The 15,097-nt window shown below is 70.6% G+C and carries 12 protein-coding genes; 5 read left to right on the forward strand and 7 right to left on the reverse strand.

Annotation, left to right across the window (positions count from 1 at the left end; all coding sequences use genetic code 11):
* The first annotated feature begins 40 nt into the window (after window positions 1-40).
* Both Q0653_RS10465 and Q0653_RS10470 read left to right on the forward strand, forming a co-directional pair.
* A complete protein-coding gene (locus Q0653_RS10465; RefSeq protein WP_298944526.1) occupies window positions 41-4,663 on the forward strand; it encodes an ATP-dependent helicase in 4,623 nt (1,540 codons plus the stop codon).
* Window positions 4,664-4,680: 17 nt separating this feature from the next.
* Window positions 4,681-5,454: a DNA-formamidopyrimidine glycosylase family protein gene (locus tag Q0653_RS10470; RefSeq protein WP_298944527.1), complete on the forward strand. Its 774-nt coding sequence runs from the start codon at window positions 4,681-4,683 to the stop codon at window positions 5,452-5,454.
* Between the two features lie 3 nt (window positions 5,455-5,457).
* On the opposite strand, the gene Q0653_RS10475 is transcribed toward Q0653_RS10470, so the two are convergent.
* On the reverse strand, window positions 5,458-6,117 hold the full coding sequence (locus tag Q0653_RS10475; RefSeq protein WP_298944528.1) for a YitT family protein: 660 nt from the start codon (window positions 6,115-6,117) through the stop codon (window positions 5,458-5,460).
* Between the two features lie 77 nt (window positions 6,118-6,194).
* Here Q0653_RS10475 and Q0653_RS10480 point away from each other — a divergent pair, with 77 nt between their 5' ends.
* Entirely contained in the window at window positions 6,195-6,602 is a 408-nt protein-coding gene (locus Q0653_RS10480; protein WP_298944529.1) for a transferase, read from the forward strand.
* Window positions 6,603-6,625: 23 nt separating this feature from the next.
* Here the strand turns inward: Q0653_RS10480 and Q0653_RS10485 are convergent, their stop codons facing one another.
* Window positions 6,626-7,024: a DUF1304 domain-containing protein gene (locus Q0653_RS10485; RefSeq protein ID WP_298944530.1), complete on the reverse strand. Its 399-nt coding sequence runs from the start codon at window positions 7,022-7,024 to the stop codon at window positions 6,626-6,628.
* A 48-nt stretch (window positions 7,025-7,072) separates the two neighbouring features.
* On the opposite strand from Q0653_RS10485, the gene Q0653_RS10490 reads away from it, so the two are divergent.
* Together Q0653_RS10490 and Q0653_RS10495 are read left to right on the forward strand one after the other, a co-directional pair.
* Window positions 7,073-7,792 (forward strand): LysR family substrate-binding domain-containing protein, encoded by a 720-nt coding sequence (locus Q0653_RS10490; protein ID WP_298944531.1) that lies wholly within the window; start codon window positions 7,073-7,075, stop codon window positions 7,790-7,792.
* A 32-nt stretch (window positions 7,793-7,824) separates the two neighbouring features.
* Window positions 7,825-8,544 (forward strand): GMP synthase, encoded by a 720-nt coding sequence (locus tag Q0653_RS10495; RefSeq protein WP_298944532.1) that lies wholly within the window; start codon window positions 7,825-7,827, stop codon window positions 8,542-8,544.
* A gap of 184 nt (window positions 8,545-8,728) precedes the next feature.
* On the opposite strand, the gene Q0653_RS10500 is transcribed toward Q0653_RS10495, so the two are convergent.
* The 5 genes from Q0653_RS10500 to Q0653_RS10520 form a co-directional block, all read right to left on the reverse strand.
* Window positions 8,729-9,538 (reverse strand): tryptophan-rich sensory protein, encoded by an 810-nt coding sequence (locus Q0653_RS10500; protein WP_298742043.1) that lies wholly within the window; start codon window positions 9,536-9,538, stop codon window positions 8,729-8,731.
* 246 nt (window positions 9,539-9,784) lie between these two features.
* The gene (locus Q0653_RS10505; RefSeq protein WP_298944533.1) at window positions 9,785-12,262 is read right to left on the reverse strand and encodes a CHAT domain-containing protein; all 2,478 of its coding nucleotides are present in this window, start codon (window positions 12,260-12,262) and stop codon (window positions 9,785-9,787) included.
* A gap of 42 nt (window positions 12,263-12,304) precedes the next feature.
* Window positions 12,305-13,948, reverse strand: coding sequence for a S8/S53 family peptidase (locus tag Q0653_RS10510; RefSeq protein WP_298944534.1), 1,644 nt, complete (start codon window positions 13,946-13,948; stop codon window positions 12,305-12,307).
* Window positions 13,949-13,996: 48 nt separating this feature from the next.
* Entirely contained in the window at window positions 13,997-14,458 is a 462-nt protein-coding gene (locus Q0653_RS10515; RefSeq protein WP_298944535.1) for a hypothetical protein, read from the reverse strand.
* On the reverse strand, window positions 14,448-15,089 hold the full coding sequence (locus Q0653_RS10520) for a sigma-70 family RNA polymerase sigma factor (RefSeq protein ID WP_298944536.1): 642 nt from the start codon (window positions 15,087-15,089) through the stop codon (window positions 14,448-14,450). Before Q0653_RS10520 ends, Q0653_RS10515 begins: the two co-directional genes overlap by 11 nt.
* Between the last annotated feature and the right edge of the window lie 8 nt (window positions 15,090-15,097).

Raw genomic sequence — 15,097 nt, forward strand, 5'->3', positions numbered from 1 at the left:
TCCGGAGCCGAATGTCGGTGCCCCGCGCGAAGATGGGGAGATGGCCGATGTCCTCGAGCGGTTCGGTCCTGCCACGCAGGACTGGTTCCGTGGCGCGTTCGCCCAGCCCACGACCGCGCAGGCGGGAGCCTGGGAGGCGATTTCCGGCGGAAAGCACGCTCTCGTTGTCGCCCCGACCGGTTCGGGTAAGACGCTCTCGGCCTTCCTCTGGGCGATCGACCGGGTGTTCCACGACCGGCGCGATGCCCCGATCGACACGAAGCCGAAGAAGAAGGATGCCGCGCCGCGCACCCGCGTGCTCTATATCTCACCGCTGAAAGCGCTCGGCGTCGACGTCGAGCGCAACCTCCGCTCGCCGCTCGTCGGCATCGGCCAGTCGGCGAGGCGCCTCGGCGATCCTCTGCCCGAGCTCACCGTCGGGGTCCGCTCGGGCGACACCCCCTCAGCGGATCGACGCAAGCTCGTCACCGATCCGCCCGACATCCTCATCACGACGCCCGAATCGCTCTATCTCATGCTCACGAGCCAGGCCGCCGAGACGCTGCGCGGCATCCACACCGTGATCATCGACGAAGTCCACGCGGTCGCCGCTACCAAGCGCGGCGCCCACCTCGCCGTCAGTCTCGAGCGGCTCGACGCGCTGCTGGAGAAGCCCGCACAGCGCATCGGACTGTCGGCGACCGTCCGTCCGATCGACGAGGTCGCCCGCTTCCTCGGCGGGTCGGCCCCTGTCGAGATCGTGGCGCCGCGCGCGACGAAGGCTTTCGATTTGTCGGTCGTCGTCCCGATGGACGACATGCTGCATCCGCCGCCTCCGCCCGGCACCGACACACCAGACGCATCGCCGGACGGCGACGGCGAGTGGTTCGCGGCGCCCGGACCGACGGAGATCACCGGTTCAGTCTGGCCCCACGTGGAAGAGGCGATTGTGGACCGCGTGCTCGCGCACCGCTCGACGATCGTGTTCGCCAACTCGCGGAGGCTCGCCGAACGCCTCACCGGCCGACTCAACGAGATTTACGCCGAGCGACTCGGCACGGAGCCGGCCGTCCGAACGGTGCCGGCGGCGATGATGGCGCAAGCCGGAGCATCCGCGGGTGCGCCGCCAGAGCTCGCCAAGGCGCATCACGGGTCGGTGTCGAAAGAGCAACGCGCGATCGTCGAAGACGAGCTGAAGTCCGGCATCCTGCGCTGCGTCGTGGCGACGTCGAGCCTCGAACTCGGCATCGACATGGGTGCGGTCGATCTCGTCATCCAGGTCGAGGCACCACCGTCCGCCGCATCCGGCCTGCAACGCGTCGGGCGCGCGGGCCATCAGGTCGGCGAGGTCAGCCGTGCGGCGCTGTTCCCGAAGCACCGCGGAGATGTCCTGCACACGGCCGTCGTCACAGAACGGATGCTGGCCGGGCAGATCGAGGCGATCGCGGTTCCACAGAATCCGCTCGACATTCTCGCGCAGCAGACGATCGCCGCCTGCGCACTGGGGGCCATCGACGTCGAGGGCTGGTTCGAGACCGTCACGCGGTCGGCACCGTTTCGAGCTCTTCCCCGCTCGGCGTACGAGGCCACGCTCGACCTGCTCGCCGGCCGCTTTCCCTCCGACGAATTCGCCGAGCTCCGCCCGCGGGTCGTGTGGGATCGCGATCAGGGAACACTGACGGGCAGGCCCGGGGCGCAGCGGGTTGCCGTCACGAGCGGCGGGACGATCCCCGACCGCGGCCTGTTCGGTGTGTTCGTCGCGGGCGAGACACGCAATGCCCGCGTCGGCGAACTCGACGAAGAGATGGTCTACGAATCGCGGGTGAACGACATCTTCACGCTCGGCACGACGAGTTGGCGGATCGTGGAAATCACCCACGATCGCGTCAACGTCCTGCCCGCCTTCGGCCAGCCCGGCAAGTTGCCCTTCTGGCACGGTGACGGATTGGGGCGTCCGGCCGAACTCGGCGAGGCGCTCGGAAAATTCTCCCGCGAAGTCGCCGCAGCGACCCCCGAGAAAGCCACCGAACGGCTGCGTGGCTCGGGGCTCGACGACAACGCGATCGGCAATCTGCTGGCCTACCTCGCCGAACAGCGTGAAGCCACCGGCACCCTCCCCACCGACAAAACGCTGACTGTCGAGCGGTCGCGCGACGAGGTCGGCGACTGGCGGGTGATCTTGCATTCCCCGTACGGCATGCATGTGCACGCACCGTGGGCGCTCGCCGTCAACGCCCGCATCCGTGAGCGTCTCGGCGTCGAAGGTTCGGCGGTCGCGAGCGATGACGGGATCATCGCCCGCGTGCCCGATGCCGAGACCGAACCTCCGGGCGCCGAACTGTTCGTCTTCGAACCGGACGAGCTCGAACAGCTCGTCACGGACGAGGTGGGGGGGTCCGCCCTCTTCGCGTCGCGGTTCCGGGAGTGCGCCGCGCGAGCACTTCTCCTCCCCCGACTGAACCCCCACAAGCGTTCTCCCCTCTGGCAGCAGCGGCAGAAATCCGCCCAGTTGCTGGAGGTCGCCAAGAACCATCCGACCTTCCCGATCATCCTCGAAACGCTCCGCGAGGTGCTCCAGGATGTGTACGATCTTCCCGCGCTTCTGCGGATCGCGCGCTCGATCGGTGACCGCGGCATCCGCCTCGTCGAGACCACCACGAGCCAGCCGTCGCCGTTCGCTCGCGACCTGCTGTTCGGATATGTCGGCGCGTTCATGTACGAAGGTGACTCGCCGCTCGCGGAACGGCGCGCGGCGGCGCTCTCCGTCGACCCCGCGCTGCTGTCCGAGCTCCTCGGCAAGGTCGAGATGCGGGAGCTGCTCGACCCCGGGGTCATCGCCCAGTTCGAACGCGAGGCCCAGCGCCTCGATCCGAGCAGGCGGGCACGCGGCCTCGAGGGCGTGGCCGATCTCCTGCGTATCCTCGGCCCCCTGGACGCCGACGACACCGCCGCACGCCTCGAAGGAGACGATCCGGTCGCCGACACGCTCCTGGAGGAACTCGTTGCCGCGCGACGCGCGATCCGTGTCACGATCGCCGGCACCGACCGGGTCGCCGCGATCGAGGATGCGGGCCGCCTCCGCGACGCGCTCGGGATCGCGCTGCCGGTCGGGATCCCGACCGCGTTCCTCGAGCCGCTCCCCGACCCCCTCGGCGATCTGATCGCCCGGCATGCCCGCACGCACGGGCCGTTCCGGACCGCCGCGGTCGCCGAGCGCCTGGGAATCGGCGCGGCCGTCGCGCGCCAGACGTTGCAGCGGCTCGAGTCGCAGGGGCGCCTGACGAGCGGTTTCTTCCTCGCGGCCTCGGCGCCCGGTGACGGCGACCTGGAATGGTGCGACACCGAGGTCCTGCGCCGGTTGCGTCTCCGCTCGCTCGCGGCGATCCGCGGCACGGTCGAACCGGTCTCCCCCGAGGCGTTCGCGCGCTTCCTGCCGGTCTGGCAGCATGCCGACGGACGGCGGCTGGAGGGCATCGACGGCACGCTCGCGACGATCGAGCAGCTTGCCGGCATCCCGCTCCCCGCCAGCGCCTGGGAGTCACTCATCCTCCCGTCTCGGGTATCCGACTACACGCCCGCGCTCCTGGATGAGCTCACCTCGACCGGCGAGGTCATCTGGTCGGGGCACGGATCGCTCCCGGGTCGGGACGGCTGGATCGCGCTCCACCCGATCGACACGGCGCCCCTGACGCTGGCGGCGCCAGATGAGGCCGAACCCGAGATACCCCTGGAACAGGAGCTGCTCGCAGCCCTCGCCGGCGGTGGAGCGTACTTCGCCGCCCAGCTCAGCGCGATGACGGCAGCGGAGTCCGAGCAGGCCGTCATCGATGCGCTCTGGAACCTGACCTGGACGGGCCGCGTGACCAACGACACATTCGCTCCCGTCCGCGCACTCCTCGCCGGGGGCTCGCAGGCCCACCGGACCGCCCGGCGCACACCGCGGGCGCGCATGTTCCGCGGGACGTCGCTCGCTGTGACGCCGCGCGCCGCGGCACCCCAGCGTCCGCCTTTGATCGGCGGACGCTGGTCGATGCTGCCCACAGCCGAGAGCGATCCGGCGATCCGTGCCACCGCATCGGCGGGTCTCCTGCTCGAGCGCTACGGCATCCTGACTCGCGGTTCTGTGCAGGCCGAAGGCGCCGCGGGCGGTTTCGCGCAGGCATACCGGGTGCTGGCCGGGTTCGAGGATGCCGGCCACGCCCGCCGGGGCTACTTCATCGAGCAGCTGGGCGCCGCCCAGTTCGCCGCCTCGGCGACCGTCGATCGCCTCCGCACGTTCGCCGGGCTCCCCGACCCGGCCCCGCTCCACGCCGTCACACTGGCCGCCACCGACCCCGCGAACCCGTACGGGGCCGCACTCGGCTGGCCGGCCCTGGAGGGGATCACCCACCGTCCCGGGCGCAAGGCCGGTGGACTCGTCACGCTCGTCGACGGCTCACTCGTGTTCTATCTCGAACGCGGGGGCAAAACCGCCCTCGCCTTCACCGACGATGAGCCTCTGCTGGCCGCGGCGGCGCGGGGTCTCGTCGAGACCGCGCGCGCCCGGCGCCTGGAGACCCTCACGATCGAGCAGGTCTCGGGCGCCTTCGTCTACGGCACTCCGGCCGGGCGGGCCCTCCGCGATGCCGGTTTCGTCGAGTCTGCGCGCGGGCTCACCCTCCGCAAGGCCCCGGCACGTGGCTGAGCACGGCGGAGACGACGATGCCCGAGGGTGACACCGTCTTCCGCACCGCGCGCCGCCTCCACGAGGCGCTGGCGGGCCGCGAGGTCACACGCTTCGACATCCGCGTGCCGGGGAGTGCCACCGCCGACCTCGTCGGCGCGAGCGTGCACGAGGTCGTCCCGCGAGGGAAACATCTGCTCCTGCGGATCGGCGAGATGACACTCCACTCCCATCTGAAGATGGAGGGCGAGTGGCACGTCTACGCGCCCGGCGAGCGGTGGCGAAACGCCGCATTCCGCGCCCGCGCGATCGTCGGCGTCACCGGCGCCGACGCCGTGGGGTTCGATCTCGCGATGGTCGAGGTCCTCCCCACGGCGGATGAGGCCCGCGTCGTCGGCCACCTCGGCCCCGACCTCCTGGGACCCGATTGGGATGCCGCGGAAGCCGCGCGGCGCGTCGGCGCGGACACCCGAGCCATCCACGTCGCGCTCCTGGATCAGCGGCACCTGGCCGGACTCGGCAACGAATACGTCAACGAGCTGCTCTTCGTCCGCGGCATCCTCCCGACGACACCTGCGACCGCCGTCGACGCTGCCTCTCTCGTCGAGACGGGCGCCCGCATGATCCGCGCCAATCGCGATCGCACTCCGCGCACCTTCACCGGCGACGCGCGCCGCGGCCACCAGACCTGGGTCTACGGCCGCGACCGGCGTCCGTGTCGGCGCTGCGGCACGCTGATCCTTCGGACGTCGCTCGGGGCGGATCCGACACGCACGCGCACCGTGTTCTGGTGCCCGCGATGCCAGACCTGACGGTCAGTGCCCGAGGTACCGGCCCGGGCGATGATTCAGTGCGAGCACGAGATTCAGGAGGATCGCTCCGGCTGCGCTCATCAGCACGCTCTGCCACGGCACGACCAGCAACGCCGCCACGATGATCAGCAGATCGAAGATCATCATGGTCCAGCCCGCGCGGAAGCCGGTGCGGTCCTGCACTTCGAGTCCGATGATGTTGATGCCACCGATGCTCGAGCGGTGCCGGAAGAGGATCAGCACCCCGACACCGGCGAGCAGATTACCCGCCAGAGTCCCGTAGAGCGGCTGGATGTCGGAGATCGGGAAGTACAGGTCATGGACGACGGCGAGTCCCGAAACGAGGCCGATCGAGACGACCGTGCGGATCGTGAAATCCCACCCGCGCCGGTAGACCGCGAGCAAGGCGAACGGAACGTTGATCAGCGCGAACAGCGCCCAGAACGGCCATCCCGTCGCGTAGCCGATCAGGAGGGACAAGCCCGCTGTTCCCCCCGTGACTGCTTCCGACGCGTGCAGCAGATGCAGTCCGAGTGAGGCGAGGAACGTCCCCGTGAGAATACCCAGGATGTCCTCGGCTACGGAGTGCGCGTTCGCCTTGCCGTCGAAGACCAGGGACGGGCCGGTCGTCGGGTCGACGGCGTCGGAGTCGGGCGTACTCACCCGGCGAGCCTACTCGCGCGCATGCGCGGGAATGAATCGGCAGGGCACGCCGTTGTCTTGAATCTCGGGAGGTTTCAGTGGGCAAGAACTACATCGACATCGAGAACGACCACGGCGAGACGCTGCGCTATCGCAAGCACGCGAACGGGCGAGGGCTCATCGCGCAAGGCGCCAAAGTGCACGCGACCGCGCTCATCGAAGTGGGCGCCTATGTCGAACCCGGAGCGCAGATCGCGGCCGGTGCGCACATCGGCCGCGGCGTCTGGGTCGAGCCGGATGCCGTCATCGGCCCGGAGGCCGAGATCGCCCCGCACGCCCACATCGGCGCCGGCGCGGCGATCGGTGCCCGCGCGAAGATCGGGGTGCGCGCCTTCATCGGAGCCCGCGCTCGGGTGGCCGGGGACTCGCTCATCGGCGACGACGAGCAGGTCGCGGACGGCGAGCAGGTCGCGACCGACCAGCGCGGTCTTCGCCTCGCCGCCTGAAACCTGGGGCGGTCTCAGCCGCCTCAGGCGAAGAGGAACAGGACGAACCCGATCAGCGGGAGCGTGCCCTGAATGAGCGCCGGTCGCAGGTACTTCGCACCGCTCGTGATCAGCACGAGCGCAGCGGCGGCCATCGATCCCAGGCTGAAAAGCAGGAGCGTCCGCCCGGCGACATCGGCGACCGTGCCGGATTCCCCGGCCCAGAAGAGTGTCAGCCCGATGACCACGCCGATCGCGAGGAACAGGTTGTAGAAGCCCTGGTTGTAGGCCATCGGCCGGGTCGTGTCGGCGGCATTCTGATCGGCGACCCCGAACCGCCTCCACACGCGAGGTTGCGTCCACTGGATCGACTCCATCACGAAGATGTAGACGTGCAGGAGCGCGGCGAGCGCCGCGACGACGGTTGCGATGATCGGCACCATGCTCTGACCATAGCGGTGACCGCTTTCACCCGCGGCTACGCTGACACCATGGCGAAAACGAGCGGCAGCCCCCGGCGCGGCGGTCGCCGACCGGTGCGAGCCTCGGCAGCCCGGCCCGCGAAAAAGCCCACCCCGGCGAAGAAGAAGCCCCCCGAGCCCGCCGCCCCGGCGCTGCCGACCGGTCCACTCCGGCTGGGCGCGACCCCCGGCGCGACACCGGGCACCTGGATCGACCGCTGGCACGAACGGATGCCGGGAACACGTCTCGAGCTCGTGCCGCTGAGCGTGGCCGATCAGCACGCCGCGCTCGTCGAGGGCGGTGTCGACGTCGCGATCGTGCGGGTGCCGATCGATCGCGACGGGCTGAACGTCATCGCGCTCTACGACGAAACGGCCGTCGTGGTCTGTGCGGCCGACTCGCACCTGACCGCTGCGGACGAGCTCGACCTCGCCGACCTTGCGGGCGAAGTAGTCATCGTGCCGCGCGACGCGGTCCTCACTCCCCCCGTGCCGGATGCCGGCCTCCCCGCCTTCGCTCCGCCCGACACGACCGAAGACGCGATCGCGATCGCGGCCACCGGCATCGGGATCGTCATCGTTCCGATGTCTCTCGCCCGCCTGCACCACCGCAAAGACACCGCGTGGCGACCGCTGGTAGACGGTCCGCTCGCCCCCGTCGCGATCGCCTGGCGAGCCGACGCCGACAATGTGCTCGTCGACACCTTCGTCGGCATCGTCCGTGGCCGGACGGCGAACTCGTCGCGGTGACGCGCGGCATCCACACGCCTAGACTCGACGCCATGGCACCGCTGGTCTACATCTGCGCTCGCCCGCAGCAGGGTGCGGCCGAGGCCGAGTTCGCGTCTTTCCGCACCGCCATGCGTGACGCGACTCTCGAGCGCTGGGACCTCGTGCACGAGCCGTTGCCGGCGGATGCCTGGGACCGCTGGCGCGGCTTCGTCGTCGGCGGGAGCCCGTTCAACGTGAGCGATCCCGAATCGTCGAAGAACGCGTCACAGCAGCGGCTCGAGGCGGACCTCGCGCGCATCGCTCGCCGCGCCGCGGCGGCCGAGACGGCGGCCCTGTTCACGTGCTTCGGAATTGGTGTCGTGACCCGTGCGCTCGGCGGCGAGGTCACGCGCGCGTACCCGGAGGATACGGGGCCCGCCCGCATCGCCCTGACCGACGAGGGGCACCGCGATCCGTTGTTCGGCGGACTTGCCGACATGTTCACGGCGCTGACCGCGCACAAGGAGGGCACCGGCACGCTCCCGGAGGGCGCTGTCCTCCTTGCCCGCAACGACGACTGCCCCGTGCAGGCGTATCGAATCGGGGACCGCCTCTATGCGACGCAGTTCCACCCGGAGCCTACGGCCGAGGCGTTCACGGAGCGGATGGCCGTGTACCGCGATGACGGCTACTTCGCCGCCGGCGATTACGACCGCATCGCGGCGAAGGTTCTCGCGTCGTCGCTGACCGAGCCGCCCCGGATCCTGCGCGCCTTCGCCGAGACCTACTGACTCGCCGCGATGCCGGCGGCCTGGCGAGCGGCACCGAGGGCCCGGGGCACGGGGGCATGTCCCACTTATGGTCGCTTTGGGCCGCGAAAACCAGCCAATAGTGGGACACACCCTGCCGAAAGTGGGACATACCCTACCCAAAGTGGGACACGCGCGGCACGGGCGAGGGCAACCTCGACGAGGGTCAATCCGGGGTGCTGCGCGCCAGAATAAGGCGGATGGCCACCGCCACCAGAAGCACGACGGCGGCGACGACTCCTGCGGCGATCGCGATCGGGAGCGACTGCGGCTCACCGGTCGACCGCCCCACGGCGATCCAGGCGAGACCCCATGACATGGCGATGGCGGGCGCAAGGCGTCCCTTCGTGCCGAGAGCAAGGGCGATGCCGATGAACCCGACGACGAGCAGCACGGCGATGCCCCAGAAATCCGCGGCATCACCCCAGGAGGCCGGCACGACCTCGGCGGTCAACCAGGCGGTGACGTTCGCCACCGTCGCAAGCGCCACCCAGCCGAGGTGCAGCCCCACGGTGAGGTCGAGGAACACGGCATCCTGCCATCCTTCGCTCGGCTGCACGGTCAGCACCCGGATCGTCACCGCCAGCGCGATCAGAAGGACGACGATCGCGATCACGGTCATCGGCAGGTTCAAGAACTGCGCAGCGAGCAGCCAGCCGCCGTTGAGGACAGCCGTGACGGCGACCCACCATCCGGCCGCGCGCTGACGCACCCGACTCCGCTGCGCGGGAAACGCCTGCCAGATCGCGTACGCCACCATCAGGATGTAGATGGCGGTCCAGATGCTGAAGGCTTGCGTGGCGGGAGCGAGGTAGGTGGCATCGGCGTCGAGCGCGCCCCCCTGCAGCTCGCGTACGTTCGTGCCACCGAAGAGTCCCGTCCCGACCATCGCGGCGATGATCATGAAGACCACGGCGGAGATCACCCCGATCTGGCGGCCGAGGTCGGCGGGACGATGCACACGTGTGTCACTCATACCCCGACGCTAGGCACTCCGACGTCTTCTCGCCACGGGTTGACACGCCGGTCGCGGGCAGAGAAAGGCCGGCGGAGCCCCCGCATCCGCCGGCCCGAAGACCGGTCGCCCCCAGCTTCCGGACTTCTCGAACGACGGATTGTCCTCCCCCACAGGTGCGACGCCCCGCGTCCCCCACGCTCACGTCTCTGTCGTTCACAAGAGAGGAGCACCCCGGCGGCACCCTGATACATCGCCGGGGTTTTTTCAGAGCCCTGCGCCGTGACACTGGAACGCCGTCAGGATGCCGGTCTCCGCCTGGGCGGCAGCCAGCGCTTCGGCGGGGCTCCGGCCGGCGGCGAGGCCGCTGTGCAGGGCGCTGAGCACCGCGCTCGCGTCGTCATCGGCGACCACGACGGGCGCGGCGATGACGCAGTCTGCGCCCGCATGCAACCACGCCCGCGTCATACCGATCGCTTCCTCTCCCCAGCGCACGGCCGACCGCCCGACTTCGCACGCCGAGAGCACGACGGTGCGCGGGATGGCGGCGATGCGGTCAATGTCGTAGCCGAACAGCACGCCGTCGCTGAGTTCCAGACCCGAGAACAGGGGGTTGTCGGCCGCGTGCCGTCCGTGCGCGACGATATGGAGCACATCCGCCTCTCCCGCCACGGCCGAGGTGGCCTCGACGGTCGCCGCGGGTCCGAGGAGAAGGCGCGGCGAGTCCCAGACAGCGGCGGCCGTCGTGACCTCCTCGATGCCGCGGTCGATCCGCGGGCCCACGGCGAATGCCGCGGTGCGCAGCGGCTGCGGTTCTGTCAGCGCCCACCGCGACGCCGATCCGGCGAGCGTCAGCGCGCACTCCGCGAGGCCGGGCACCATGTTCCAGGGGATGCCGGCAAGGACGCCCGGCGCGGTCACGACCAACCGGCGGACGCCCGCAATACGTACCGGCTCGTCGACGAGCGCGCGCGACAGGACGGCAAGGCGCTCCTGGAGGGAGCGCTGGATGACCTCCGCCAGCGGACCGGTGCGCACGGTGGCGGTCATGTCGAGGTCGGCCCGCAGCCCTGCGATGACCGTGCGCGCGGTCTCCCATCCGGGTAGCGACACGACGGATGCCCCGGTGGAGGTGACCACCAGGCACCGCAGTCCTGCCGTCCCGTAGACGTAGGACAGCACCGCGGTGTCCGGAGCGAGCGTCGCGCGGAGAGCATCCAGATCGAGGCGTGTGTCGACGGCGTCACCGCGTGCCGCGCCGGCGGTCTGCCACTGCCGGTCGCGCACTCGCGCGCCGAGTGCGATCACGCGGGGGTCGGCGAGCCAGTCGGATCCGGCGAGGTCGGCGCGCAGCATCCGCAATTCGGACAGGTCGGCCGCCTGTGCGGGGTCGTGCGGGGGCCGCACCGGCACGACCTGCTGACTGAGGAGACGGGCACGTTCGGACCATTCGAAGATGACGTCGGGGCGGCCCGATGCGACCGCCGAGTCGATCCCCGCGAGCAGGAGCGCCTGGCCGTGCATCGCAAGCGAGGTCTGCAGGTCGAGGCTGCCGGATGCCGTGCGTCCCGCCCCCCGTTCTGCGAGCCCCGCAGCGGCCTCGGCGCGGGCGCGCGCCGGGCGCGTGCGTTCCGCGCGACGCGCACGCACCTCCCGGGCGAGCAGGCGCACATCCAGCGACGCATGATCGGTGATCGGCGGCATCCGCCCGCCGCGTGCACCATACCGCGCACGCCAGAGTTCGCGGGCAAGTCGCAGGGCAGTGGCCTCGCCGGTGAATCCGGCACGGCGCAGCGCCCGCGCCACCGCGTCGACCTCGGCGTCGTCGGGGCGGCGGCGGCGCATCGGAAGGAGGCGGCCGGACTCGTCCATCCCCCCGGCTGACAGTGCCGCACGGAAGCGCACACCGTCGGCCCTCGTCGCCCACGACCGCGAGCCGAGCGCGCGGAATCGCCGGGCTGCCGTGCGCGCCACGCGCTCTGCCCGAACCGGATCGTGCCGGACGAGCGAGGTCGCGAGCCGCAATTCCGCCTCGGCGCGCGCTTGCGGCATCCCGTCCGCACCGAACGACGCGGCGGCAGCGGCGAGCACCCGCTCGGCTTCCGTCGCCAGACCGGCGTCGCGGAGGACCTCGGCACGGTCGGCATCGCAGATGGCCGCGTTCGCCGACGACAACGCCGCCAGCACCGGGCGGGCAGTGGCCATCTCGCGTATCGCCCGAACGAGGTCGCCCTCGAGGAGCGCGACGTAGCCCAGGTTGTGCTGCGCCTCGGCCAGATCGGATGCCGAGCCATGTTCGGCGAAGACCGGGAGCGACGCCTGGAGATCGGCGGCGCTCTGGGCGAGATCACGCCGCTGCATGTGGATGAGACTGCGGTTGACCCGCAGGTTCGCGACCGCAAGCGGATCATCCGGGATCGTGTCGATCGCACGCCCCAGCCACTCGAGTCCTTCGTCGAGGCGCCCCTGGTTGACGAGGACACTGCCGAGTTGCCCGGCGACGACACCGCGCGTGTGCGCGCTGATACGGTCATCGGCGAGCGCCGCACGGCAATCGCGCTCGCCGTCCCCAGACCGACCAGTCTGCGTGAAGACGTACGCGCGCGTTCCGAGGACCCGCGCGTGGAGATCGGGGTCGGCTGTTTCGGCCGCGACGGTGTCGAGCACGACGATCGCCTCGGCGAAACGCCGCTGCGCCGCCAAGTCGAGCCCGCGCGCATACTCGCGCTCGTCGGGGGACGTCATCCCCCCAGCATGCCGTGCCGGCCGCCTCCCGCGCGAGCGCGCCTAATCGTCGTCGCCGGCCAGCACAGCCCGGGTTGCGGCGAGCGCGGCCGCCACCGCGCTGTCTTCTCCGGCGGACAGGAGAGCCCCCTCCGCGAGGCGTGCGGCGATTCGCCCCGCCACGAGGGGTGCCGCGAAGGAGGTGCCGCTCCACACGGCGAAACCGCCGCGATAGTCCTCGGGTCCGATCGTGAGGCGCTCGCGGCCGTACTCGTCGTCGCGAGCGGATGCTTGGACGCCCCCGAAGAAGTCGGGGATCGTGCTGACGACCGCGGCGCCGGGCGCATAGAGCCGCACCCACGGCCCGACGTTCGAAAACAGCGCGGTCGTGCGCCGGTCCGGGTTGAGGGCGCCGACGCTGAGGTGGGCGGCACCGCCATCGGGGAGAAGGCCATTGTCGGCCCCGGGCCACGGCCACAGCGACGCGGGGAATGTGGGGCGGTCGATCGCATCGTTTCCCGCCGAGACGACGACCGTCGTGCCGAGTCCGCGAAGGACAGCGAGCAGGTCGTACAGGTCGCGGGTGTACAAACCGTCCTGCGGCGTCTCATGGTAGTACCCGAGCGAAAGGCTCACGACGTCGATCGGGCGTCCGCCGTCCTTGCCGTGCCGCGCCCGGTACGCGAGGAGCGCGAGATCCTCGAGTACGGCGAGCAGGCTCGACTCCTCCACCATCCCGTGCGCGTCGGCGACGCGGATGGCGAGAATGTCGGCGGCGGGCGCGGCCTGCCGGATGATTCCGGCGATGAACGTCCCATGGCCGGCGACATCGTCGAGTTGTCCGTCGAGCGGTCCGTACAGGTCGGGATAGATCTCCGGGTTCGCCTCGTCGTCGAGGCCGACCACCCGGCCGTCGACCGTGACGCGGCGGTCTACGATGTCGTCGGGGAGCCAGCTGTGAGCGCCGGCTCCGGTGTCGAGCACCGCCACGACGGCACGTCGGTGACCCTCCGGTACCGGCGGCCGGGTCGGTCCGGGCCCGACCCACGCCACAGGCTGGCGCCCACCCGAGCCACGCGAGCCGTACTCGTCGACCGGGTTCGTCTTCATGAACGGGTTCGTCTTCATGAAGGGATTGGTCTTCATGAAGGGATTGGTCTTCATGAACGGGTTCACCCCGATGGGATCGAGGGTCAGGATGTGGTCGAGCCCGATACGGTCCGCTCCCGCCTTCCGGAGCGCGGCGCCGACGTCTGCACCTTCGCCGACGGCGTCCAGCGCGGTCCGGCGAACACGCTGGAGCACGCGCCATGCATCGGGGAGAGACGGCGAGACTCCGCGGGCGACCTCATCCGGCGTCGTCAACTGCACGCGGAGCACGCGCGGCGCGCCAGGCACGCGTTCCTCGGGAACCTCCGCCAGTTCGGCACCGTCGAGGCGCTGGGCGACCGCATCCCACCCGAACGCCCGCGCCGCGGCACGCACCCGGGCGTACGGTCCCTCCAGGCTCTCAAGGCCGGTGTCGCCGGGCGGGATGCTGATGAGGAGCCGATGCGGCACGTACGCGGTCTGGAAGGCCTCGATGCCGTCGAGCGGCTCGGCGCCCGGGTCGAGTACCACGCCGGAGATCACCGATCCCCGCGCGCGATCGCGCCACGACCATCCCTTCGGCTGCGGCGGGCGGGGGTCGCGGGTGTCGTCAGGCATGGATCATCCCCTCATCGGCACCGTCCGCGCGGCGCGCGGACCGGTGCATCACACATCGAACCGGGGCGTACGCAGTTCGGCGGAAGCCCCGGGCTCGGCCGTGCGGTCCAGAAGCACCCGCACGTGACACATCCCCGCGGGAATGTCCTCGAACGAGAAGCGACCGTGATCGGGCGTCATCGTCCAGGTCTCGTCGTCCTGCACAAGAGTGATCTCGGTTGCCGGGGCGTCCACCCAGCCGTCGATGCGGCGACGGTTCTTCTCGTCGGTCACGACATGCACGAGGACGCTGGCCGTGCCGTCGGTGAACTGCAGCGTGAGGGCGTCGGTCTCACCGCGGACAGCAACGGCATCCGTGTCGACGACGAGAGTCAGAAGCGCGTACTCGGCGGAGAGGTCAGCGGTCGCGACAGCGACGATCATGCGGTCGATGAGGTCGTCCGGCACCGGGTCGATCTGCTGCCACGTGTCGCGCAGCGCGCGGAACAACACGGCATCGTCAGTGGCCATCGGCGTCTCCCCTCCATCCATCGGCGCTCAGCAGCGCCCGCATTTTGCCGAGGCACCGTTGCCTGGTGGGTCCGATCGAGCCGACCGGCATGGCGAGGTCTTCCGCGATGCGCGCGTAGTCGGGGCGCTCCTCGAACGCGACGATGCGCAGCAACCGTCGGCACCGGTCATCCAAGGTCTCGACCGCGCGCCAGAGCCGGTGATCGACGTCGGCAGCCTGGGCACGCTCTTCGGCCGATTCCGCCACCGGCAGTCGCGACTCGAGCTCGTCGTCTTCAGTGGGACGTACACGCTGATGCGCTTTCGCGGTCCGCCAGGCTTCACGGCGGGCACAGGTCGTCAACCAGCCGGCAATCGCGGCGGCGTCGACGATCCGCTCGTGGCTGCGGAGGAAGGTCATCCACGTCGTCTGCACGACGTCTTCGGCGAGCGCTCGTTCCAGGCCGTACGAGCGGACGACGTGCCAGAGCACGGGCGTCATCGTGCGCACCAGATCATCCATCGCGCGCGCGTCACCCTGACGCCACCGCGTGAACGCCGCAGACGCGCGCTGCCAGATCGACCCCGACTCACCCGCGCGCGCATCGTCGCCCGATGCGCCGCGGACGTGCGGCGGGTCGGTGACGGTCATAACCCCCA

Source organism: uncultured Microbacterium sp., assembly GCF_947488465.1.
Lineage (GTDB): Bacteria > Actinomycetota > Actinomycetes > Actinomycetales > Microbacteriaceae > Microbacterium.

What these genes read in the sequence shown, in the direction of transcription:
- Q0653_RS10510 (WP_298944534.1), bottom strand. Translation starts at nt 13,948, where the DNA reads ATGCCTGACGACACCCGCGACCCCCGCCCGCCGCAGCCGAAGGGATGG.
- Q0653_RS10470 (WP_298944527.1), top strand. Translation starts at nt 4,681, where the DNA reads ATGCCCGAGGGTGACACCGTCTTCCGCACCGCGCGCCGCCTCCACGAG.
- Q0653_RS10520 (WP_298944536.1), bottom strand. Translation starts at nt 15,089, where the DNA reads ATGACCGTCACCGACCCGCCGCACGTCCGCGGCGCATCGGGCGACGAT.
- Q0653_RS10515 (WP_298944535.1), bottom strand. Translation starts at nt 14,458, where the DNA reads ATGGCCACTGACGATGCCGTGTTGTTCCGCGCGCTGCGCGACACGTGG.
- Q0653_RS10490 (WP_298944531.1), top strand. Translation starts at nt 7,073, where the DNA reads ATGGCGAAAACGAGCGGCAGCCCCCGGCGCGGCGGTCGCCGACCGGTG.
- Q0653_RS10485 (WP_298944530.1), bottom strand. Translation starts at nt 7,024, where the DNA reads ATGGTGCCGATCATCGCAACCGTCGTCGCGGCGCTCGCCGCGCTCCTG.
- Q0653_RS10505 (WP_298944533.1), bottom strand. Translation starts at nt 12,262, where the DNA reads ATGACGTCCCCCGACGAGCGCGAGTATGCGCGCGGGCTCGACTTGGCG.
- Q0653_RS10495 (WP_298944532.1), top strand. Translation starts at nt 7,825, where the DNA reads ATGGCACCGCTGGTCTACATCTGCGCTCGCCCGCAGCAGGGTGCGGCC.
- Q0653_RS10500 (WP_298742043.1), bottom strand. Translation starts at nt 9,538, where the DNA reads ATGAGTGACACACGTGTGCATCGTCCCGCCGACCTCGGCCGCCAGATC.
- Q0653_RS10465 (WP_298944526.1), top strand. Translation starts at nt 41, where the DNA reads ATGGCCGATGTCCTCGAGCGGTTCGGTCCTGCCACGCAGGACTGGTTC.